Consider the following 21,824-nt stretch of genomic DNA (forward strand, 5'->3'; position numbering starts at 1 on the left):
CGGGTGCCCGGCGGGCCCTCAGGGGAGGCCCCCACCGCCCTCGCCCCGCCCTCCTCACCCCTCCGGCGTCGTCTCCTCCCGTATGACGCGCTGCGCCACGGCGAAAGCGGCATTGGCCGCCGGCACGCCGCAGTACACCGCGGTGTGCAGCAGGACTTCCTTGATCTCCGTGGGGGTGAGCCCGTTGCGCAGCGCGGCGCGGGTGTGCAGCGCCAGTTCGTCCTGGTGGCCGCGGGCGACCAGCGCGGTGATCGTGATGATGCTGCGGGTCCGCCGGTCCAGTCCGCCGCGGGTCCACATCTCGCCCCAGGCGTACCGGGTGATGAATTCCTGGAAGTCCCCCGTGAAGTCGTCCGTGTCGGCCTCCACCCGGTCCACATGCGCATCACCGAGCACCTCACGGCGGACCTTGACGCCCTGCTCGTACGCGCCGCCCCGGACCGCTTCCGGCTGGGCGAGACCGGACTCGATGGCCGCGGGCACCACGGGCGGGGGCGGCGTGGCGGGCCCGAGCACCGGCTTGGGCGCGGCGGCGCCGATCGCCGTCTGAGTCGTGCCGCCCGACTTGTCGTGCCAGGCCGCCGTGAAGTGCCGGATGAGCAGTTCGGTGACGGCGGCGGGCTGCTCGACGGGCGCCAGGTGGGACGTACCGGGAACCAGCGCGAGACTCGCGTCCGGTATGCCCGCCACCAGGGTGCGGGCGTCGGTGGTCGGGGTGACCTGGTCCTCGGAACCGGCGACGACGAGGGTGGGCACCCCGATCCGCTGGAGCGAGGAACGGACGTCGAAGGAGGCCATCGCCTCACAGGCGGCGATGTAACAGCCGGGGTCGGTGGTGCGCACCATCTGGACGGCCCACTCGACGATCGCCGGCTGGGCCCCCGCGAAGCCGGGCGTGAACCAGCGCTCGGGCGAGGTACGGGCGATCGGGTCCAGCCCGTTCGTACGGATCACCACACCGCGCTGCCGCCAGGAGTCGGCGGTGCCGTAGCGGGGCGACGAGGAGATCAGAGCGAGCGAGGTGACCCGCTGCGGCCGGGTGAGCGCCAACTGCGCACCGATCGCCCCACCGATGGAACACCCCGCATATCCGAACCGCTCCACACCCAGCACATCGAGCGTCGCCACCAGCCGGTCGGCCAGCTCGGCGACGGAGGCCGCCGGATACGCGGGCGACCCACCGTGCCCCGGCAGATCGAACCGGACGACCCGCCAGTGACGGGTCAGCTCGGGTATCTGCCGGTCCCACATGTGCCAGGTCGTCCCGAGCGCCGCCCCCAAAACCAGACAAGGCGCGTCTTCCGGGCCGTCAGAGCGGAATTGCAGGGTCTTCACCGTCGTCTCACTCACCCGCCTGACCCTCTCATCTGTCGCGGGATGTCATATCGCCAGGGTGAACCTAGCGGTCTTGACTCTCCTGCGACAGCGGGTCGGGACACTGACGGAACACTCGAACCGCCAGGTATCCGTTCACTGGCGTGTACGCGTGACCGCGTCGGCAATGGGAGCGCGCGCCTGGTAGGAGACTTGGCCGCGGCCGGACTGGCTCTCCCGTTCATGGCTGTCGGTCCGCAAGCGGTAGCCGGACTCCGAGTTCGGCTCGACTCCTCTCGCCCCCGTGCAGGCCGTCCCCTGAGGCGGCGGCTCCGTGGAGGCCCTCTACGTCCGGCCCGGCATACCGCCTCATGGTCGTCTTGATGTTTGTGTGCCCGACCCAGCTCCGTAAGCCAGTACGCGCGCGCCGACGAAACTGCCTCATCGAGAGAGCTTCCCCTGACTCATGTACCACCACGTAGCCGGACCCGACGTACGCCTCCCCAGAACCAGCTTCTCCTCGGCCGGAAGAGACCTGAACGCAGCGGGTGTTGAGCTCGTGTATCGGCGCTGCGGTACTCGTGTACGCGGCCACCGCCGTGTCCCCGGCGCCAACGGCCGCCGGGGCCGCAGGTCGGGAGAGTGCAGTTCGCGACCGGCGAGGGCCCGGGCGCCCCCGAGGTGCAGGCCCGCCGGGGCGCGGTCGGCCTCGGGCGGGGCGCAGCAAAACGCTGAACAGACCGACGCAGATTCCAAGGCGCCATAGGTGACTGGTCGACATATGCCGATGGGCGACCTATGGTGAGGACGTGACTAGAAGATCTCTGCAGGAACCGACCTCACTGATCCTGTGCGCCGTGGCGGACCGGCCCCGCCACGGCTACGCGATCACCCAGGAGGTCAAGAAGATGTCGGACGGGCGTGTGACACTGCGAACCGGCACCCTCTACAGCGCCCTGCAACGCCTGCTCGAAGACGGACAGATCCAGGTTCACAGCGAGGAGACCGTCAGCGGACGGGCCCGTCGCACCTATGCCCTGACACCGCAGGGCCGCGCCACGCTGGCCGCCGAAGCCGAGCGTCTGCGCGCCACCGCCGTCGAGGCCGAGCGCCGGCTCGCCGTCCACCGGCCCGGCCCGAAGGGGGCCACCGCATGACCGAGGCGCCTGAACAGGCCCGTACCACACGGCTCTTGCGCCTGTACCCGGCGTCCTACCGCCGCGAGCACGGGCCGGAGATCGCCGCCATCCATTCCGACGTGATCCGGGACGCCGGGCGTCTGGTGCGCCTGCGAGAAGCGGCCGACATGGTCCGGCACGCACTTCGGGTGCACCTGTGTCTGACCTCCGCGGACGGCCCCGGGCGCTTTCTGGCCGCCGCCGCTCCCTACGTCCTGGCCGTCGTGTGCGCCCCCGCCCTGTTCGGATTGCTGGGCAACAGCACGCTGTGGGCAGACGGCTGGACAGCGCAGTACTGGGCGGACGGAGGGCAGACGGCGGACCGGGTGGTGTGGCTCGTCCATGAGTGCGGCACGCTGGCCTGTGCGCTGGCACTGCTGTGCGGGGCCGCAGGACGGTGGGCGCCGGCAAGGATGCTCGCCATGTTCGGTGTGGTGGCCCTGCCCGTGGCCACCTGGGTGTTCGAGGCGGACTACCTCGTCTACTTCCGGTACCTGAACCGCCCGCTGCTCGCCACCTCGGACATCCTCTGTCCCGTACTGATCACCCTGATCCTGCTGTGCTGCCCGAAGGACCTGCCACCCGTCCGTGTCCGCGACCGGACAGCGATCGCGGCCGTGGCCGTGGCGAGTTTCCTCACCCATACGCTGGCCTGGGCCACAGGCTCCCTCGGGGAGATGACGTGGGCCACCCAGACGCTGTGGGGGCTGGAAGCTCTGGCACCCCTGGCCGTGTTGGCGGTCTTCCTGTTCGCCGCGCTGGCACGGCGCGGGCGAAGCGCGCGGTTCACGGCCGCGGGAGTGGCCACGGCCATGCTGTTCTGGCTGTGGCACGACTACGGGCTTCTCGGCAGCGTGCCGTACGGCGGCCTCCTCGCCGGGACGCTCCTCGGTACGGCCGTAGCGGCGGCCGCCGTGGTGCGCCGCCGACGCCACACCACACGCAGCAACGGGCCCGCCGCTTCCGGCACCTGACCCCCGCAGCGGCAGTGCGCGGGGACCGGCGGAGAAGGGCCTGCCTGTCCCCGGCCGCAGCAGCGCCGGGGACAGGAGGTCAGGCGGCGTGTCAGGAGGGCGTGGCCCCCGCCGCGACCACCTTCGCGTTCAGGTCGCACCAGGTGGTCGACGTTCCACCGGACGGCACGCGGTTGCCGAAGTGCCGGTAGGTGCCGTAATTCGCCTTGTAGCAGTCGATGTATCCGGTGAAGGACGAACCGGTGCACCGGATGGAGGCACCGTGGTGCCCTCCGCTTCCGACCAAGTACGAGGGTGTGCTGCAGGAGAGTGCTGCGGTGGCGGCGGAGGCATGGGGGGCCATGCCCAGCAGGCCGCCACCCGCCAGTGCAACGGAAGCTGCGACAGCCGCGAAACGGTACCGAGTACGCACGATGGTTCCCCTCTGGGGCGGCAGACAAGGCGATCAGTGCGGTCGTAGCCTGACCCAGCCCGTACGGTCCCACCAGATCACCCATCCGAACTGGCGCAAAGACACCGCTCAGGACCAGGTTCGCGTCGTATCGTCATCGCCACACGCGGCCACATGGGGCCGCAAACGGCCATGGACGGTTCTCTGAGTCTCTGAGTGAAGCGAAGGCGATCCCGCGCAGCGGGCGGACAGGTACGGCGACCGGCTGCGACCACCGGCGGGCGGCGTCCTCGGAAAGCGCGCGCCGTATGGTGCCGCGCGGGGGCGTGGCCGGAGCGGGCTCCGGTGTACCGCGCGCGGCCCGCTCCACCCGCCCGTCGCTCACCGCCCACCACAGCACCCGATCGCGTTCGTCCCGCCAGGCCAGATACAGCAGCGCGCGCCCTGCCGCCATGGCCGGGAGGCGCTCCGTCGATGCCGCGCCGAACACCCGCTGCTGCGACGCACAGCGGCCCACCGCCCTCCCACGCGAGACTCCGTGCGGGCGCAAGCACCCGCACCATCGAAGAGGTCGCGTCGCCCACCGGCATTCCCTGTGCCGAACGACGCGCCCCTTTACGGCTTGCAGGGTGACCGTGAGTCGGTTTGCCGGAGGGTGGGGCAAGAGTCCGCGGAGACCGCAACACGAGCGGGCCGCCTCGGCGCAAGGGCAGGCCGGCGCGGATACCGCCCTGGACGTCAGCCCGTTCAACGCACATGCCCTCCTGCCAGCTCGGGGCATCGCTCGGCCCGGGTACGGTGCGGCGGTTTCCGGCGCGGTCGCGGGCTGCTCGGCCCGGCGAGTGCGGGCTGCGCCGATGGCGGTTGCGGCCAAGGCGACGGCACCTGCTCCGCACCGCTCACGTCGGCGAACCAGACAGAGGTCCCGGAAGAGTCCGGCATTGCCCAGTCCGGCCAGTTCTTCCCGCAAGGCGAGATCAGCAGTAATGGGGACGGCCTTGAGCTGGTTGATTGCCTGCGTACGGGTCTTGACGGCCGACACCTTCGTCAGTTTGCAGCGCGCTTCTGGCGGAGGACGCGGTAGGTGACCGTGGCGGGGTTCCCCTTTGCCGGCCTGGGCGGGCGTCGAGGAGCCGGCGCGGGCCTGACGCGATGCCGGCAAGTCGCCGGCTTCGCTGCCTCCCGTGGCCGGCCCGCGGCCGCGGGCGCGGCCCGTGGCTCTCAGCGTGAGCTGAGCGGGCCGTGGGTCGCGGCCGGGCGCGGTGGCCAGGCGCGGGGGGCGAGGATGCCGAGGACGTAGGCACGGGCGACGAGGGCGGGCCTGGTTTCGGCGTCCAGCAGGTCCCGGAGCCGGCTGAGGTGGTAGTCGACCGCCTGCCGGGAGAGCTTCAGCGAGGTGGCGATCTCGCCGTTGGTGCGGCCGCCGGCGAGGAGGGACAGTATGCGGATCTGCGCGGCGGTGAGCGGCGGGTGGGCCTCGTGGGCGATGCTCTGGTCGGTGACGACGGCCCACACGTGCGCGACACGGCCGACGGGCCCGCTCACCGTGGACAGGTGGAGCTGTGCGCGGCGCTGGCGCCCCTCGGCGTCCAGGAGTACGGCGGAGGTCTCCGCCCGCCTGATGCGGCGGGTGATCAGCCCCTCCCAGGCGCGACGCAGGGGGCGGAGGTCGGGCGTGGCGGCGAGCAGAGTGTGCGCGCGGCGGCCGACGAGGTCGGACAGGCGTGTCCGGAACAGTTCGGCGGCGGCCGTACCCGCCTGTTCGATACGGCCGCCGACCGAGAGCAGCGCGCAGGGCAGGCCGCTGTGATCCCGCAGCGCGCGCAGATTCTCCTCGGCCTCCTGGCGCTGGCTCGTCGCGCGGACGTGGTCGGTGATGTCGACATAGATCCCGGCCACACAGGTACGGCCGTTCTCCTGGGCCGGGAAGCGGTGGCCGGCCGCCTGTCCTGTGCTGCCGTCCGAACGGTGATAGCGCAGGTGGTGGCGGACCGGCTTGCCGCGGCTGAGGATCTCCTGGTCCAGGGCCCGGAACTGGGCGGCGTCGGAGGGGGTGTCGAGGTCCTCGATACGGCTGCCGACGACCCGCTCCGGTGTGGTGCCGTAGAGATGCGCGTAGGCGTGGTTGGCCCATAAGTAGCGGCCGTCGCGGTCGCGGAGGAAGGCCGCGGCCGGTGCGAAATCGGCGAAGTCCGCGAAAGCGGCGTACGGCCGGCCGCCCGCGGGCAGCGTGCCGGCCTCCATCGCGAACCCGCGCGTCCAGCCCGGGCTCCCGTCCTGGGGCCGTCTCACGTCGAAGGTCCGGCCGTCGAACCGGACCAGGTGGCGGTCGTCCTGGAGAGCGGTCCCCGGAGCGGACAGCTCTTGGCGCACGCGGTCCAGGAAGCGCTGCGCGGTGGGCAGGTCGGCGAAGGCCCCGCCGCCCTGCTCCTCGACGCGCCCCTGCTCGTCGGCCTCCCACCAGGACACAGGGAGGCGCTCCAGCAGTGCTCTGAGACCGGGATCGTCCACGGCGGCCTTTCCGTCCATGTCCCCGCCGGGTGGCGGGAAGTGACATGGCGATGCCTATCCCGTGCGGAGTCCGGCCATGCTCGGTTATCGGCCGACTGCGATACGTGAGCGCGTCGCCGGGGCGGCTTGCCTCAGGTGATCCCCACCGTTCGTCCGCCCTCCAACGATGTCCACGACTTTGGCATTTGCCTGATTGGCGCCCGCCTCCGGTGGCATTTCCGGCACTCACCTTCTGTTTCCCTTGTGTGTGTCACCGGTTACCCGCCGTGTTCTACGCGGGTTGCGTCACCGTGTCCGGGTCCCGGCCCGACGCCTCCGGACGGACGAGCGAACAGAACAAGCGATGGGAGACGAATTTCCGTGAGCACGGTGCTGTTGGTGCACGCCAAGGGTGGTCCGCCGCTCGGCCATGTCCTGTCCCGGGCAGCCGCACGGGCGGACGTGCACCTGCTGGCGCTCAGCGCGCTTCCGCCGTCGGTCGCCGCGTCCGCGGAGCGGCTGTGCGCCTCGGTCGTGCTGCCCACCGACGCGGAGCGGTCCGACCTGGTCTCGTTGATCGTCGCGCGAGCCGAAGCCGTCGGCGCGGACGCGGTTCTCACCTTCTCCGAGTACGCGGTCGTTGCCGTCGCCGAGGCGTGTGAGGCGCTCGGTCTCGCCGGGGCGGGAGACGCCGCCGCGCTCGCCCGCGACAAGCGGATGATGCGGCACACCTGGCACCGGCACGGTCTGCCGCAGCCCGCGTTCCGCCCCGTAGCCACCCAGGCGGACCTCCACGAGGCCGTCGCCGCCCTGACCGCTCCCCTGCTGCTGAAGGCGGCCTGGAGCGCCGGTTCCACCGCCCATCAGATCATCGGCTCCCCGCAGGAGGCCGACGCCGCCTGGCGGCGCTCGCGCGAGACCATGGCCCTGTCCGCCCGGCTGGGCTTCGCCGAACTCCATGTGGCCGAGGCAGCCGGACACTTCGTGGTCGAGGAGATCGTGACCGGCGACACCGCGGGCTGGTTCGACGAGCCCGGCTGGGGCGACTACGTCAGCGTCGAGGGCGTGGTGACCGGCGGCGTCTTCCGGCCGGTCTGCGTCAGCGGCCGGATGCCGACGGTGCAGCCGTTCACCGAGCGCGCCGGCATCACCCCCGCGTCGCTTCCCGCGGACCTCCAGGACCGCGTCGTCGCCCTCGCCCGGGAGGCCGTCGACGCCCTCGGCCTGCGCGACTGCGGCACGCACACCGAGATCAAGCTCGGCGCCGACGGGCGCATGTGGCTGATCGAGACGGCCGCCCGGTTCGGCGGCGCGATGACCGTCCCGCAGATCGAGGAGGTGTTCGGGCTCGACGTCGTCGGCATGCTCGTGGACCATCTTCTGGGCCGTCCGGTCGCCTGGCCCGAGCGGGTCCTCGGCCCGGAGCAGGCGCGGGGCGCCGCGGGCTCCCTAGTCGTGCTCGCGGTGGACGGCCGCGGCGCGGCCTGGCGGGACCGCAGGCGGTGGGACTTCTCCGTGGTGCAGGAGGCCGTCGCGCTGAGCGCGGGCAGCACGCTCTCGGTGGTACCGGAGAGTTCCCTGCCCGACGGCAGCACCGTACCGGTCTACGACCCCGCCGGCGGCGCCAACACGATGGCGGCCCTGTGCCTGCTCTCCGCCGCCGACGCGCGCACCGTGCTGCGCGACTTCACGGCTCTGGTGGACGCGCTGCCCGACGTGCTGCCGCCCGCCGTACCCGCCGCGCCGCGGTCCGAGGCTCCGGCCGCCCGGCCCCCGGCCACGGTCACGTCCACGGCCACTCCGTTGCCATCCCCCACCCGCCCGCGCGTCCGGCCGGCCGTACCGTCCGAGGAGGTCGCCGTATGACCACCACTCCGCTCCCCGTCAGCGTCGCGGATCCCGCGACCGACCGCACGGTCGTCGGGGAGAACCTCTCGCTGCCGCTGTTCCGTACGCTGTCCGGGGTCCTGGCAGGCCACCCGTACCTGAAGGTCGTCGTCGACCGCGCCGAGGCCACCTGGCACCTGCTCGACACGGCCGCCCACCCCTTCCACGTGAACTACATCGCCACCCGTGTCCTCGGCATGGACCTCTCCGAACTTGACGCCCGGCTCGACGAGTTCAACGCGTCCGTCTACATGGACCCCGAGCGCCGCTTCCTGCTCGGAGTGCTGTCCCTGCACACCGACGAGGACCGGGAAGGCCGGGAGGGCCGCGAAGGCACCTTCCTCGTGCTGGAGACCACCGAGGCCGACACCATGCACGGGGAGTTGCTGGAGTTCTTCTACAGCTTCGTCCGGGAGCGCGTCGACGGCAGGCTGCCGCTCCTGCTCAAGCCCGCCAACCACGGTCAGGAGGAGGCACTGGCCTCGGTCAGTGAGCAGCGGGTGCCGCGCATCCTCGGCCACCAGCTCTTCGGCTCCAAGGTCCGAGTGCCGCTCAACGCCGGGGAAGCCACCGGCCGGCTGCGCTGCTTCGAGACCGTGGCGGAGTACGAGGCGGCGGCCGGCGGACTCGGCTGGTCGGACATCGTCGCCATGCCCTGCCTGCCGGACGGCGTGCAGCGGGTGGCCGGATTCATCAACACCGCGCCCATCACCCCGCTGTCCCACACCAACGTCCTCGCCTCCGGATGGGGCATCCCCAACGCGATCGTCCGCGACCTGGACCAGCTCGTCGAGAGGGACGGTCTGGACGGGGCCTGGGTCAGCTACCGGGTCCGCGAGGACGAGATCACCCTGGAGCGGCTGGAGCAGGCCCCCGAGCTGCGGGCCCCGGCCTGGCACCAGCAGCGCATCCGCCTGGAACCACCGCTCCTGGAGGACGCGCCCGTCCTCTCCCTGCACCGGCTGCGCAGCGCCGACCGGGACCGCTACGGCACCAAGGCGGCCAGCCTCGGAGAGCTGCACCACGTGCTCGACAGCCGCACGGCCGACCTCACCGCGTTCTACGGCCGCCCCCGCCCGCCCCGTAAGAACCTGTACGGGCACCTCGCGGCCCGGCTCGGCCTGGACGCGCCCTCCGCCACCGAACTCCGGGCGGCCGCGTCCGCCTTCGTGGCCGGCACCGTCGCGGCCCCCGAGGGCATGGCCCTGCCGTTCTCCCTCCTGCACCGTTTCCTCACCTCCTCCCCCGCGCTCCAGCAGGGCATCGGCAAGCTGAAGATGGCGCTCGAACTCGACGCCATGGGCGTCCTCGACTCGCTCTGCCTGGAGATCCAGCACCTGATCCGGCACACCGCGATGCCCGACTCCGTCACCGGGGAGATCACCCGGTCCCTCCCCGCCCCGCTCGCCGCCGGCGGCCGCCTCGTCGTACGCTCCTCCTCCAACGCCGAGGACCTGCCGGGCTTCTCCGCGGCCGGCGTCTACGACTCCGTCACCACCGTCCGCGGCACCGGCGAACTCCTGGACGCCGTGCGGCAGGTGTGGGCCTCCCTGCTCTCGCCGCGCAGTGTGCGGCTGCGCCACCAGGTCGGCATATCCCTGGACGACACCTACATGGGCGTGATCATCCAGGAGTACGTCCCCGCCGCGCTCGGCGGCGTCCTGGTGACCTGCGACCCCACCCGGCGCGAGGACTTCCGCAACGTCTACCTCAACTGTTCGCCGGGCTCGCCCGAACAGGTCGTCGAGGGCGAGGTGCTGCCGCAGCAGTACCTCTACAACACCGTCGAGGGCGGCGGGCGCACCGTCGCCCTCGGCTCCTGGAGCGAGGGCCTGCCCGCCACCGCACGGGCCCGGCTGGCGGACCTGTCCCTGACCGGCCGGCTGCTCCAGTCCCACTTCAGCGCCCCCGAGGTGGACGACCCCCTGGACATCGAGTGGCTGCTGACCGACCAGGGCGACTTCCGCCTGGTCCAGATCCGCCCCTACGCGCTGTGAGCCCCCGCCCCCCGCGCTCCGCGGCACGGCCCGCGGCCACGCCCCCGACCGGCACCGCCCGCCGTGTCATCCGCCTCAACTACGGCTTCCAGCTACTGTTCAACCTGCTGTGGTGGATGCCGGTGTTCTACGCCTACCAGAAGGACGCCGGCCTCTCCGACGGGCAGATCTTCGGTATCCAGAGCATCTACTACGTGGCCTTCTGCCTCTTCGAGATCCCGACCGGACTGATCGCCGACCGCATCGGTACCCGCAACTGCCTGCGGGCCGGCGCCGTCGTGATGACCGCGGCGAACCTCGCCCCGGTGGTCAGTTCCTCGTACTCCGGTTTCCTCGTCCACTTCCTCGCCATCGCCGCAGGCCGCTCCCTCACCTCGGGCGCGGCCAGCGCGTACCTGTACGACGGGTTGCGCGCCGAGGGGTGCGAGGAGCACTACCTCAAGGCGGAGGGGACCGCCCGGGCCCTGGGACTCGCCGCGAAGATCCTGTGCTGGCCCCTGGTCGGGCCGCTGATGGTCCTCGTCCACCCGGCCCCGTACCTCCTGAGCGCCCTGAGCGCGGCGGGTTCCCTGATCTGTGTCATCGCCCTGCCACGAACGGCGACGTCCGCCGAGGCACGCGGTACGGCCTCGCCGGGCCGGACCGGAAAGCCCCGGGCACCGAGGGGCGAGCGCGGCACCTCACTGGGCGACGCGAAGGCCGCACTGCGCTGCGTCGTCTCCTCGCCGTGGCTGGCGCTGGTCATGGTGCAGGGCGTGGCCGTGTTCACTCTGTCCAGGATCTGTCAGGTCAACCTCTTCCAGCCGATCCTGCTCGACCACGGCATCGGCGAGTCCGCGCACGGCGGGGTACTCGCCGCCATGACGGTGGCGGAGGCCGTGGGCTCGGCCCGCCCCCAGTGGCTGGGCCGCCGCCTGACACCGGTGGCCTGGGTCTCCGTCCTCAGCCTCGTCCTCGCGGGCACCCTGGCGGGCATCACCCTCGGCGGGCCCTGGACGGTCGTCGCTCTCCTCTGCGTGTTCGCCGCCGCGGCCGGCTTCGCCTATCCCGTCCAGCGCAAGCTGGTCAACGATGCCGTACCTGCCGGCGCCCCACGGGCGACGCTGCTGTCGGTCGAGTCGATCGTGGACCGCGCGGTGTGCGCGCTGGCGGCCGTCGCCGTGGGCGCCTACCTCTCCGCAGGCCACCTGGACGCCCTGCTCTGGCACAGCGCCCTGGCGACGGCGGTGCTGCTCGGCGCCTTCCAACTGGTCCTGCGAAGCATGCGGACGCGGCGCGGTGTGGAGGGGACGACGGAGGGGGGTGCGGTCCTGGAGACGACGGAGCGGCCGGATTCCGAGACGGCAAAGGGACCGGGTCCCGAGGCGACAGAAGGGCCGGGTTCCGAGACGGCGGAGGAGCCGGGCTCCCGTCGAGGGCATCCGGGAGGCGCGGCGTCCGGCGCGCCGGACACACATCCCAAGGCCGCCGTGTAGGACGCCCGCACTCCCGCGCCCACTTCGGGGCGCGGGAGTGCGGGCGTACGTACGGGCGCAGGCGCACACACAACTGCTCAGGCGCGCCGACGGGAGCCGTACGTCAGGCACTCGATCACTCGGGCCGGGAGGTAGGCGGGACGGAAGGGCCGTCCGACCCGATAGGCAACGTAACCGAGCGAAGCCGCCACGTACGTCTCCTCGGCAGTCTCCCCCTCGTAGACGAGGCGACAGCCGTGCGCCGCGGCCTTGGCCCGCTTCCAGAGGGCGGGTGCCGGCTTACGCTCCGCCTCGGTGCGCGGAGTGAGGATCCGGTCGCCGAAGTCCTCCCAGGCGAACGGGACGGGCCCCTTCCACGCGCCGTCGACCTCCTTCTTCAGGGCGGCAGCGCGCTCGGCATCCGTGGTGCCCCACGAGGACGGCACGTTGGTGATCAGCCCGACCTCGATGTGCCGCTCCCGCAACGTGCGCAGGTACGCGGCGGCACCCGGCAGATAGCGGATGCCGGAGTCCGCGGCCGTGTGCACCAGAGTCTCGCCCAGATCGAAGTAGACGATGGCACAGCCGCGCGCCGAAGGGGTCCGCGCCCCCATCGGAACGCCGTGCGACACGTCCGCCGGCACGGCCGCACTCGCCGCGGTACCCGGCATGACCGACGCCACCGCGACGGCCGACACCACGAGTCCGGTACGGAAGAAGCCACGGAAAGACGTTCTCTGCATGGCGTTCGGCGCCCCTCTCATCGACGCGCCACACAGGCGCGCCCCCCGTCAGATGCGTGACCGACAGACGCACGAAGCACCCCTACGGCCCCTCGCACCCCCGGAAGAGACCCGCTCCCCCGTCATCGCTGCTTCCCGCCATACCCCTGAACAGCACACGCCACTCGCCGACACACCACCGAGCACGTCGGCCGCCTCCTCGCGGGCGGCCATACTCAGGGCTTCCAGAACACGTGGACGCTGGAGAGCAGTTGCGCCTACCTGTGCAAGGTCGTCCCGTGAAGCGTCAGGTGGCGCTGTCCAGACCGTTGGGCAGGTCGTTGGGCGCGGCGGCCGCGACGTCCCTCGTACCTCTCCGGGACGCCCTGGCGTTGGCCTACCCCCCTGTCCGTACATCACGGCCGTGATCCCACAACGATCACGATCCGGGGCCGACCGCCTCGCGGATCTTGTCATATGCACATCCAGCGTGCCTACTGTGAAGAACCCGTGCCCTACCGACGAAGAACACGCCCGTTGACATAACCGGGCGGCCATCCCATTTGCTGACGCCCTGGCGTCAACCCCCGGCAGCAGGCGCGGGTTTCACCTGATCCGTCACACGCATGTTTCGCGCTGCCCAGGGCCGCGTGGAAGGAGTCGAGTTGTTTCTCAGAGGTATGGCGGACAAGCGCCGAAAGCGAAGACTTGCCCGTTTAGCTCCGGCGCTGACCCCGGTCACCGCGCTGGCTCTGCTGGCCGGTCTTGCTGTTCAGCCGGAGGACCTGACGGCGAAGCAGGCGGGACGCACCGCCAAGGCCGCCGACTCCTACGGCCGGCTCAGCGTTGCCTCGGCCGAGCAGTTGCGCGAAGACCAGTGCCTGATGAACGACGTGCTGCGGCTGGGTGGGGCGTCCATGGCCGCGGCAGCCCAGGACGGTCTCAACCAGCCGCCGGACAAACTGCGGGTGCTGGCCAACCGCGATTACTGGGAGGACACTCCCCTCGGCCGGGCGTATGCCGCTGACGAAAGTGCCGCGGACAAGGCGGTGGAGTCCCTCGACGCCCTGGTTCAGGGGTGGAAGGCGCCTCTGGACGGCCTGGACACGCCGGGCGGTTTCACCGAGACCGGCTTCCACTGGCCGCCCGGCTCTCCGGGTGACGGAAAGAAGAATTTCTACTACCAGACCGGCCTCTGGCAGTGGCACGCAGGGCAGTTCTGGAAGGACGAGGAGGAGTTCTACAAGGACCCCACCCCCACTGCCGACGACGCCACCAAGAAGGCGGTGACCGACCTCGGCGGTCCGCTGTACTCCAAAGATCCGGACACCGGCCTGCCGCCCGACGAGTGGAACCGGGCCAACGCCGAACACGATGCGTACGTATCTCTCACGGACGACGTGTTCGAGCCGATGGGGGCCGACAACGCCCGGATCTTTCTGGAATCGGGCGGATTCCCGAAGTCGGCTCCGCAGCCGGACAGCGCCGAGTTCCGCGTCGCGGTCGAGAATCTCAAAGCCCGCTTCGCCGCTTGCGCGTGGCGCGACCCGATCGACCCGGGCAAGGTGCTCGGCGACGAGGTGAGCAGCGCTGCCCAGGAGTGGCAGCAGGAGATCGCCTCACAGGCCGCACAGCGCAACCAGATTCTGGACGCCAACACCGGGGCGACGACGGCGCTGGCCTCCGGGGCGAAGATTCTCGGCAATATGCTGGGCAACTCCTGGGTGGCCGACCATGTCGCCCGGTGGCAGTCGTACTGGTCGCCCGGTGGCGCCGGCAGCAAAGAGCCCAGTAAGCCCGACGCCGCGCAGTTCGCCAAAGCCAAGAAGAGCCTGGGGCAGGCACGAGCGGTGGCGAAGGCGCAACTGATTCTGCTCACGCAGCAGGCATCGGCGGCCAAGCGGGCGGTCACCGCCTCCGACACCGCCGAGCAGGCCGCCCACGCCATCGCCGACACCAATGGGGCGCCGCGCGGGCGCGGGTTGCTGGTCGCGCAGCAGAAGGCGCAGGTCACCCATGGGGTGGCGGCGGCGCTGGAGGCGATGGTCGTCGCCGGGCAGACAGCGGAGTCGGCCACGCGGGCTTCGGCCTCCGACAGCGCGACCATCGCGCAGCGCGCGCTGGCCCAGGCGGCGCAGTCGAAGGCGGAATTCCGTAAGCAGGCAGCACAGTACGCCGAACAGCAGGCCAAAGCCTCGGCGGCCTCCGCGAAGGAGCACCGCGACAACGCGAAGAAGGACAAGGAGACCGCCGAAGCCAAGCTGCGGGAAACGCTCAAGGCGGAGGCCGACGCCAAGACCGCGGCGGCCGATGCGCACGCCAAGCGGCTGCTTGCGGAGGCCGAGGAGAAGACGGCCAAGGCGGAGAAGGAAAAGGCGGACGCCAAGAAGGCCGATGCCGCGCAGCACCGGCGCAACGCCGAGAATTACCGGTCCACGGCGGAAGGGGCGAAGCAGCAGGCCGATACCGCGGCCGCCACTGCCGCCGACCGGCGTAAAGCGGCGGAGTCGGCCCGCGACAGTGCCAAGGCCAAGCGGGACGATGCCTGGGACGCCGAACAAAAGGCGGACGCGGCCCGTGCCAAGGCGGACGCGAAGGGCGCGTACGCCGACGCGCACGAGGCCGACGACAACGCCAAGGCGGCCCGTGCGGCGGCCGATGACGCGGATCGGGCGGCCACCGCTGCCGAATCGGCAGCGAAGTCGGCCCGTGGCGAGGCCGATGCGGCTTCACAGGCCGCCGCGGACGCGGATGCCGCCGCCACGCGTGCCGAAGCCGCCGCGAGCCGGTCCCGCGCCGCTTCCGACGCGGCCCAGGCCGACAAGCTGAAGGCCGATGCCGCGGTCAGGACGGCCACCAGCGCCGCCGCTGACGCCATCGCCGCGTCCCAGCACGCCGCTGCCGAGGCCAACGCCGCGGTCAAGGACGCCGAGGCGGCCGAGCAGCACGCCAAGGATGCCAAGGCCCACGCCGACGAGGCCGGGAAGGAGACCGTCAAGGCCCGGGCGGCAGCGGCGAAGGCCGCCGGCTTCGCCTATGCCACCGCGCAGGCGGCCGCGGACGCCCGCCAGGCGGCGGCACAGGTCGCCAAGCCGGCCAACGACGCCATCCAGCTGGGCTCGCGCTACGCCACCACCGACTCCGCTGCCCCGCTGGTCGTGCTCACCGGGCAGGCGTCGAAGACCATCGCCGAGCAGCAGGCCGCGGTGGCCGAGGCGCATGCCAAGAACGCCAAGAAGGAAGCCGAGCTCGCCAAGAGCCTCGCCGACAAGGCCGCCGCGGACACGAAGGCCGCTTACCAGAGCGCCGCTCGGGCCGCCGATTACGCGGCGGAGGCCCGTGGTTACGCCAATGAGGCGCTCGGCCATGCTGCCGAAGCGGCCGCGGCGGCGTCCAAGGCCGCGCAGTCGTTGAGCCGTACCATCGAGTACGACCGGCAGGCCACCGTGGACGCTGCCGCGGCCGACGCGGCCGCGGGCCGGGCGGAGGGCTACGCCAAGGGCGCCCGGGCCGCTGCGGACGCGGCGGCCCTCGACGCCGAAGCGGCCCACGCGGCCGCCGACGCGGCGGAACAGGCCGCCCGTGATGCCCGCGCGGCGGCCGACCGCGCGGACGCGGACGCCACCGCCGCCGAAGAAGCGGCCAAAGACGCGCAGAGGTATGCCGACTCGGCCCAGGACGCAGCGGACGAGGCCGAACGGAAGCAGGCCAACAAGCAGGTCTCCACGGGGGCCGGTACCGGTGTCGGTGGCGTGTTCTATGTCATCGACGAGAGCGCGTCCAAGCTGATCAGCGCGGACCAGATCGGCGAGTGCCCGGCCAACGCGCCCCTGGTCGGCTGCAATGCGACCTATACGCTGCACATGGACGTCGTCGCCGACTTCTACCTGTGCACCGACGCGAACGCCCTCGCCACCGCCGCGGGCTGCCCCAAAAAGGCCTGGCGCTACGTCGACCGGCAGACGTTCAAGAACCAGACCAGCCAGTGGAACCATCACTTCAGCGGCAGCGACATTCTCCGTCTGGGCTGGCAGAACCTCTTCGGTGACGCGCTGGGTACGGTGCTCTACGAGGTCATCCTCGGTGATTTCGTCAGGTGTCTGCACGGCAGCTCGTCCAGTTGCGCCTGGGCACTGGCCATGTTCGCTCCCGTCGGAAAGCCGCTGGGCGCCCTCGCCGACGGAATTCGGGCCCTCGACGCGTCGGCCAGGACCGGCATCGGATTCGCGGACGCATGGAAGGGGCTGCGGGCCCTCGGCGTCTCGGAGGAAGTCCTCCTGGGCACCGGGATCAAGGCCGTCGACGACCTTCTCAAGTCCTGCACCAGACGCTCTCGTACGGTCGCCTTCGCCGCTTCCCGGCCGAACTCCTGCGAAGGGATCATCGCCTACAATAGCGATGCGCTGAGCCGCGCCGCTTACCAGGGCAGGATCGGGACCGGAGTGACGCCCGGACGGAATTTCGCGGCCGCGCGGGTGCCGGGGTGGAACGACCCCAAAACCGGTGACATCGTGGTCGGATTCAGCAAGGGCAACAGCTACCACTCGGAAAACCATATTCTGGACCAACTGGCGGAACGGGGCTTCAAGCCGACGCAGATCACCGAGCTTTACAGTGAACGTCAGCCCTGTGGAGCGTGTGCACCCCTGCTCGAAGGGGCGTTGAAACCGGGTACGCCCATCAGGTGGTCCGTCCCCTGGACGGACGATTACGACCTGAACCAGCTGTACGCAGTGTCCCTGCGCGACATGATCCGCGACGCCAGGGGCTGAGCCGGGCAGTTGATTCGGGGCCCGGCGGGAATCAGCAGCACGGGGAGACCGGCCGGGCCCCCTTCGGGGCAGCACACACCACGAGCACTGGAAGAGTGAGCAGAAATGTATGACTACAGCGAAGTGACCGGTGAGGTGCTGAACGAGAGGAATGCGCTGGCTGTCCGGGCGCTCCGAGAGCTGGAACTGGCGGGTTTTACCGCGTTCTTGCAGGACGGTGCCGGAGGCCCGCCCGGAGCAGAGGTCGAAGTCGACCTCGGGGACGACGCAGCGGGAGGGGTCTACGTGACCTGGAAAACCCACCCGACGCTTACGCGTACCGCGCTTGAAAAAGTACAGAGCGGCCAGCTCCAGGCGCGAGAGATCCGGCATTCCGGGGCAGTTGGCCGGTATATGCAGGACGCGATGATTCACATCCTTGCTTCCGCGGGACTTCAGGCCGAAGCCGCGGAGGACGACATGCGCCCGACGGCAGTCCGCGTGCGGGAGGTTGCGGACGAGGATCAGGGTGCTTCTTGAGAGATGCCGGCAAGAACGAGCGAGGCTGAGTCCGACGCTCACGTCGAGGCAGGTTTCTCGGCTCGGCGGCGACAACTCCGGGACTCGTCGGCCATGCGGGCCAGGGCCCCAGCACGCCGCCGGGAGAGCCGCCGCAGGCTCATGGACAGAACGGCGAGGGGCGGGCACAGGTGGTGAGTCGCAGGCGAGGAGACACGCCGGTGACTGGTTCGCGGGCGGCCCGCCATGCCGGGCAGAGCCGACCGAGCCGGGGACGGCTGGGGCGTCGCGCCGACGGGACTTGCCTTCCGCGGCTCGCCCGCCGCGACGCTCCGGCTCCTCTCCCCCGCACAGCAAGGCTCACCGGTCCCCCGGGAACAGCCACCGCGCACCCTATTGGCCCCGACTCCCCCGTGTGGTGCCATGAGGCGAGTTCTGCCGGGATGACCGAAGTGACCTAGAAGCAACTCACTGAATGCGAGGATTCATGGCTGTTTCTCGCAGGCACCAGCAGGCACCCGCGGCACCCGCCCCGTACGGGGACGGCCTCCCCCACGGGCCCGACGCGCCCGCGCCCGCGCCACCCGTGTTCGGGGGTGACGGCGGCCGCACGGTGGCGGAGTGCGGGCACGAGCGGGGACACGTACTGGATTCGCTCTTCCACGGGCAGGGGTACGCCACGGCCACCAGCCGCCGGATCTTCTGTGACCGATGTCGGCTGCAACGATGGCTGCGGGTGGAGGCGGCCCTGGCGGCCAGTCAGGAACGGCTCGGCATGCTCGCGCCCGGCACGGCGGCGCAGGTGGCGCGGGCCTGTGAGCCGGGCCGGATCGACCTGGTCTCCCTGGCGCCGGAGTTCCGCCGTACGGGCCACTCCCTCGTACCGCTGCTGCGCGGCCTGGCGGCGGCCTGCGAGGCGGACTCGGGTGAGACGGTGCACCTGGGAGCCACCACCCAGGACATCCAGGACACCGCACAGTCCCTGGAGATGCGGGACGTGCTCGACGAGGCGGACCGGGAACTCGCCGCCATGACGACGCGGCTGATCGCGCTGGCCGGGACCCACCGCGACTCTCTGATGGTGGGCCGCACCCACGCCCAGCCCGCGCTGCCGATCACCTTCGGTCTCAAAGTGGCGAGCTGGCTCGACGAACTGGGGCGGCACGGCGAGCGGCTGGCCCAGTTGCGCGAACGGGCCCTGGTGGCCCAGTTGCACGGCGGCGTCGGCACCATGGCCGGGTTCCACGGGCGCGGGCAGGAACTGCTCACCGACTTCGCCGCCCGCCTCGGACTCGGGGAGCCCGCCGTCGGCTGGCATGTCGCGCGGGACCGGGTGGCGGAGTACGGCACCACCCTGGCCCTGCTGACGGGGACGCTGGCCCGGATCGCCGAGGAGATCCGGGTCCTCTCGCGCGCCGAGGTCGGCGAACTGTCCGAGGGCTGGGAGTACGGGCGGGTGGGCAGCAGTACCATGCCGCACAAGCGCAATCCCGAACGCTCCGAACAGGTCGTCCTGCTGGCCCGGCTGGCCCGCTCCGCCGCCGCGCTCGGCGTCGAGGGCATGGTGCAGGAGCACGAGCGCGACGCGCGGGGCCTGCGGATGGAGTGGGTCACCGTCGCCGATGTGTCGCACTACACGCTGGCTGCGCTGGCGATCCTGAACGACGTCCTCGCCGGGCTCCAGGTGCACCGCGAGCGGATGGCGGCGAACGCGGCCTCGGTGGCGGAGTTCCTGTGCACGGAGGCGCTGATGCTGGCGCTGGGCGAACGCATCGGCAAGCAGACCGCGCACACCCTCGTGTACGCGGTGAGCCAGCGGGCACAGAGCGACGGCCGCCCCCTGCGCGCCTGCGTACGCGAGTGCGCGGACATCACTTCCCGGATCCCCGCCGCCACGCTCGACGATCTGCTCGATCCTGCCCGTTACGTGGGCGAGGCCGGCGCCCTGACCGACCGGGCGGTGGCCCGCGCCCGGCTCCGGCCGCCCCCGCCCGCAACGCCCGGCGTGCCCCGGGCGGATCGCGCGGAGGAGGGGGTGCCCTCATGACCGCGCTCCTGCGCTTCGACGGCGAACGGGCCTGCGAGGCCGACATCGAGGCGCACACTCCCGAGATGCGCGGGCAGCGGCGGCACCTGCTCCGGCAGCTCGCCGTGACATCCGGGCAGCGGGTGCTGGACGTCGGCTGCGGCCCCGGCTACCTGGTCTCGGAGCTGGTGGACCCGGTCGGCCCGGACGGCGCGGTGTACGGCATCGACATCAGCGCGTCGATGCTGGACCTGGCGAGGGCACGGTGCGCGCCGGCCGGCGCGCGGGTCAGCCTGGTGGCAGGGCGCTGCGAGCAGATCCCGTTCCCCGACGCGTCGTTCGACGCCGCCGTCTCCTCACAGGTGTACGAGTACGTCGGTGACATCGAACAGGCGCTGGCCGAGCTGTACCGGGTGCTGCGCCCGGGAGGCCGCGCGGTGGTGCTCGACACCGACTGGGACTCCCTGGTGTGGCACTCCGCCGACCGCCCCCGGATGCGGCGCGTCCTCACTCTGTGGGAGGACCATGTCGCCGACCCCCGGCTGCCCCGGCGGCTCGGCCCGCTGCTCCGGGAGGCCGGGTTCACCGAGGAGAGCCTGACCACGCTGACCTTCCTCAACCGGCGGTGCCACCGCGACGCCTACAGCTACTGGCAGGTCGGCTTCATCGAGGCGTTCCTCGTCGGCCACCCCCGCGCGGACCCGGACGAGACCAGGGCCTGGGGCCGGGAGCTGCGCGAGCTGGACGCGGCGGGCCGGTACTTCTTCAGCCTCGGCCGGTACGCGTTCACCGTGGTCAAGCCCGGAGACTGAGCGAGTCCGTGGGGCCCGGCGACTGAACCGCTCCGAGGGGGCCGGACCGCCTCTCGGGCCGGGCCCCACCCCACCCTCCCCGCAGGCGCGGCCCGCCCGCCGCCTCACCCCCGTACTCGCGCGAACTCCCGGAGGAAATCGGCCAGCGCCCGTACGCCCTCCAGGGGCATCCCGTTGTAGACGGACGCCCGCACCCCTCCCACCAGGCGGTGCCCGGCCAGCCCGAGAAGCCCCTCCTCCCGCGCGCGGTCCAGGAACTCCCCGGTCAGCGATTCGTCGGCGAGCCGGAAGACGATGTTGGTGACGGAGCGGTGGGCCGGGTGGGCGGTGGGGCGGTAGAACGCCGTACGGTCCAGTTCCTCGTAGAGCAGCCGTGCCTTGGCCAGGTTCGTCCGCTCGACCGCCGCGAGGCCGCCTTGGTCGCGTATCCACTCCAGCGTGAGGGAGAGGACGAAGACGGCGAAGGTGTTCGGGGTGTTGTCGAGGGACTTGGACGCCGCGTGGACGGAGTAGTCCAGCAGCCGGGGCGTCTCGGACAGGGCGTGGCCGAGCAGGTCGTCGCGGACGGTCACCAGGGCCGTGCCGGCGGGCCCCAGGTTCTTCTGGAACCCGGCGTAGACGATGCCGAACCGGCTGTGGTCCAGCCGCCGGGAGAGGATGTCGCTGGTGGCGTCGGCCACCAGCGGGGCGGGGCAGTCCTGCGGAAAATCGTTCCAGCGGGTGCCGTGGACGGTGTTGTTGCTGGTGAGGTGGAGAAAGGCGGCGTCCGGCGGGCAATCCCGTACGGTCACCTCCGGTATCCGGTCGAAACCGGTGTCCTGGCTGCCAGCGACGGTCACAGCGGTGCCGTAGCGGGCGCCCTCGCGCTGCGCCTGCTGGGCGAACAGGCCGGTGACGACGTACCCGGCGGTGCGGGTCGGTGACCGGCCGATGAGGTTGAGCGGCACGGCGGCGCACTGCATCCGGGCGCCGCCGTGCACGAACAGCACCTGGTGGTCCGCCGGGAGCCCGGTCACCTCCCGGTACAGCGCCACGGTGGAGTCGAGTACGCCGGTGAAGCGGGGATGCTTGTGGCTGATCTCGATGATCGACGCACCGTCGCCCGCGTGCGCCGCGAACTCCTCGCGCACCCGCCGCGCCACCGGCCGGGGCAGCGTCGCGGGTCCCGCGGAGAAGTTGTACGCGTCCCGGGGCTCCGGCGGCGTGCCGGGCGCGCCCCGCCGGTTGCCCTGCGTCTGCAGCCGTCCCATCCCGCCGCCCCTCCCGGTCGTCTGTACGTCCTCAGGCCCTCCGCACGGCGCGGGCGCCT

General features: G+C 71.6%; 14 protein-coding genes. 9 read left to right on the forward strand and 5 right to left on the reverse strand.

What is annotated here, in order from left to right:
* Positions 1-54: 54 nt before the first annotated feature.
* Positions 55-1,350 (reverse strand): bifunctional 3-oxoadipate enol-lactonase/4-carboxymuconolactone decarboxylase PcaDC, encoded by a 1,296-nt coding sequence (gene pcaDC, locus ACZ4QV_RS30600; protein WP_361591462.1) that lies wholly within the window; start codon positions 1,348-1,350, stop codon positions 55-57.
* A gap of 773 nt (positions 1,351-2,123) precedes the next feature.
* Between pcaDC and ACZ4QV_RS30605 the strand changes: the two genes are divergently transcribed.
* Both ACZ4QV_RS30605 and ACZ4QV_RS30610 read left to right on the forward strand, forming a co-directional pair.
* Positions 2,124-2,471: a PadR family transcriptional regulator gene (locus ACZ4QV_RS30605; protein WP_361151926.1), complete on the forward strand. Its 348-nt coding sequence runs from the start codon at positions 2,124-2,126 to the stop codon at positions 2,469-2,471.
* Positions 2,468-3,466 carry a hypothetical protein gene (locus tag ACZ4QV_RS30610; protein WP_467763683.1) on the forward strand — a complete coding sequence of 333 codons (999 nt, stop codon included), beginning with the start codon at positions 2,468-2,470 and terminating at the stop codon, positions 3,464-3,466. The genes ACZ4QV_RS30605 and ACZ4QV_RS30610 overlap by 4 nt, the downstream gene beginning before the upstream one ends.
* A gap of 91 nt (positions 3,467-3,557) precedes the next feature.
* Here the strand turns inward: ACZ4QV_RS30610 and ACZ4QV_RS30615 are convergent, their stop codons facing one another.
* On the reverse strand, positions 3,558-3,752 hold the full coding sequence (locus tag ACZ4QV_RS30615; protein WP_361151922.1) for a hypothetical protein: 195 nt from the start codon (positions 3,750-3,752) through the stop codon (positions 3,558-3,560).
* A 1,326-nt stretch (positions 3,753-5,078) separates the two neighbouring features.
* Positions 5,079-6,368: a PAS domain S-box protein gene (locus tag ACZ4QV_RS30620; RefSeq protein ID WP_361583583.1), complete on the reverse strand. Its 1,290-nt coding sequence runs from the start codon at positions 6,366-6,368 to the stop codon at positions 5,079-5,081.
* Between the two features lie 360 nt (positions 6,369-6,728).
* Here ACZ4QV_RS30620 and ACZ4QV_RS30625 point away from each other — a divergent pair, with 360 nt between their 5' ends.
* From ACZ4QV_RS30625 to ACZ4QV_RS30635, 3 genes are read left to right on the forward strand one after another with little or no spacing between them, the layout of a single operon-like run.
* A complete protein-coding gene (locus ACZ4QV_RS30625; RefSeq protein WP_361151917.1) occupies positions 6,729-8,213 on the forward strand; it encodes an ATP-grasp domain-containing protein in 1,485 nt (494 codons plus the stop codon).
* Positions 8,210-10,231: a PEP/pyruvate-binding domain-containing protein gene (locus ACZ4QV_RS30630; RefSeq protein WP_361151914.1), complete on the forward strand. Its 2,022-nt coding sequence runs from the start codon at positions 8,210-8,212 to the stop codon at positions 10,229-10,231. Before ACZ4QV_RS30625 ends, ACZ4QV_RS30630 begins: the two co-directional genes overlap by 4 nt.
* On the forward strand, positions 10,228-11,706 hold the full coding sequence (locus ACZ4QV_RS30635; RefSeq protein ID WP_467763684.1) for an MFS transporter: 1,479 nt from the start codon (positions 10,228-10,230) through the stop codon (positions 11,704-11,706). The genes ACZ4QV_RS30630 and ACZ4QV_RS30635 overlap by 4 nt, the downstream gene beginning before the upstream one ends.
* A 77-nt stretch (positions 11,707-11,783) precedes the next feature.
* Here ACZ4QV_RS30635 and ACZ4QV_RS30640 read toward each other — a convergent pair whose 3' ends face one another.
* Positions 11,784-12,428, reverse strand: a complete 645-nt coding sequence (locus ACZ4QV_RS30640) for a hypothetical protein (RefSeq protein WP_361151907.1) — start codon at positions 12,426-12,428, stop codon at positions 11,784-11,786.
* A 644-nt stretch (positions 12,429-13,072) separates the two neighbouring features.
* Between ACZ4QV_RS30640 and ACZ4QV_RS30645 the strand changes: the two genes are divergently transcribed.
* The 4 genes from ACZ4QV_RS30645 to ACZ4QV_RS30660 all read left to right on the forward strand — a co-directional run bounded on the left by ACZ4QV_RS30645 (position 13,073) and on the right by ACZ4QV_RS30660 (position 20,515).
* Entirely contained in the window at positions 13,073-17,179 is a 4,107-nt protein-coding gene (locus ACZ4QV_RS30645) for a nucleic acid/nucleotide deaminase domain-containing protein (RefSeq protein ID WP_467763685.1), read from the forward strand.
* Between the two features lie 105 nt (positions 17,180-17,284).
* On the forward strand, positions 17,285-17,698 hold the full coding sequence (locus ACZ4QV_RS30650) for a hypothetical protein (protein ID WP_361615336.1): 414 nt from the start codon (positions 17,285-17,287) through the stop codon (positions 17,696-17,698).
* A gap of 466 nt (positions 17,699-18,164) precedes the next feature.
* Positions 18,165-19,724, forward strand: coding sequence for a class-II fumarase/aspartase family protein (locus ACZ4QV_RS30655; RefSeq protein ID WP_361583571.1), 1,560 nt, complete (start codon positions 18,165-18,167; stop codon positions 19,722-19,724).
* Entirely contained in the window at positions 19,721-20,515 is a 795-nt protein-coding gene (locus ACZ4QV_RS30660; RefSeq protein WP_361583568.1) for a methyltransferase domain-containing protein, read from the forward strand. Before ACZ4QV_RS30655 ends, ACZ4QV_RS30660 begins: the two co-directional genes overlap by 4 nt.
* Before the next feature lie 104 nt (positions 20,516-20,619).
* Here ACZ4QV_RS30660 and serC read toward each other — a convergent pair whose 3' ends face one another.
* Positions 20,620-21,765, reverse strand: coding sequence for a 3-phosphoserine/phosphohydroxythreonine transaminase (gene serC, locus ACZ4QV_RS30665; RefSeq protein ID WP_361151894.1), 1,146 nt, complete (start codon positions 21,763-21,765; stop codon positions 20,620-20,622).
* Positions 21,766-21,824: the final 59 nt, after the last annotated feature.

Source organism: Streptomyces sp. NPDC026394, assembly GCF_055567735.1.

What these genes read in the sequence shown, in the direction of transcription:
- ACZ4QV_RS30650 (WP_361615336.1), top strand. Translation starts at nt 17,285, where the DNA reads ATGTATGACTACAGCGAAGTGACCGGTGAGGTGCTGAACGAGAGGAAT.
- ACZ4QV_RS30660 (WP_361583568.1), top strand. Translation starts at nt 19,721, where the DNA reads ATGACCGCGCTCCTGCGCTTCGACGGCGAACGGGCCTGCGAGGCCGAC.
- ACZ4QV_RS30640 (WP_361151907.1), bottom strand. Translation starts at nt 12,428, where the DNA reads ATGCAGAGAACGTCTTTCCGTGGCTTCTTCCGTACCGGACTCGTGGTG.
- serC (WP_361151894.1), bottom strand. Translation starts at nt 21,765, where the DNA reads ATGGGACGGCTGCAGACGCAGGGCAACCGGCGGGGCGCGCCCGGCACG.
- ACZ4QV_RS30655 (WP_361583571.1), top strand. Translation starts at nt 18,165, where the DNA reads ATGGCTGTTTCTCGCAGGCACCAGCAGGCACCCGCGGCACCCGCCCCG.
- ACZ4QV_RS30630 (WP_361151914.1), top strand. Translation starts at nt 8,210, where the DNA reads ATGACCACCACTCCGCTCCCCGTCAGCGTCGCGGATCCCGCGACCGAC.
- ACZ4QV_RS30610 (WP_467763683.1), top strand. Translation starts at nt 2,468, where the DNA reads ATGACCGAGGCGCCTGAACAGGCCCGTACCACACGGCTCTTGCGCCTG.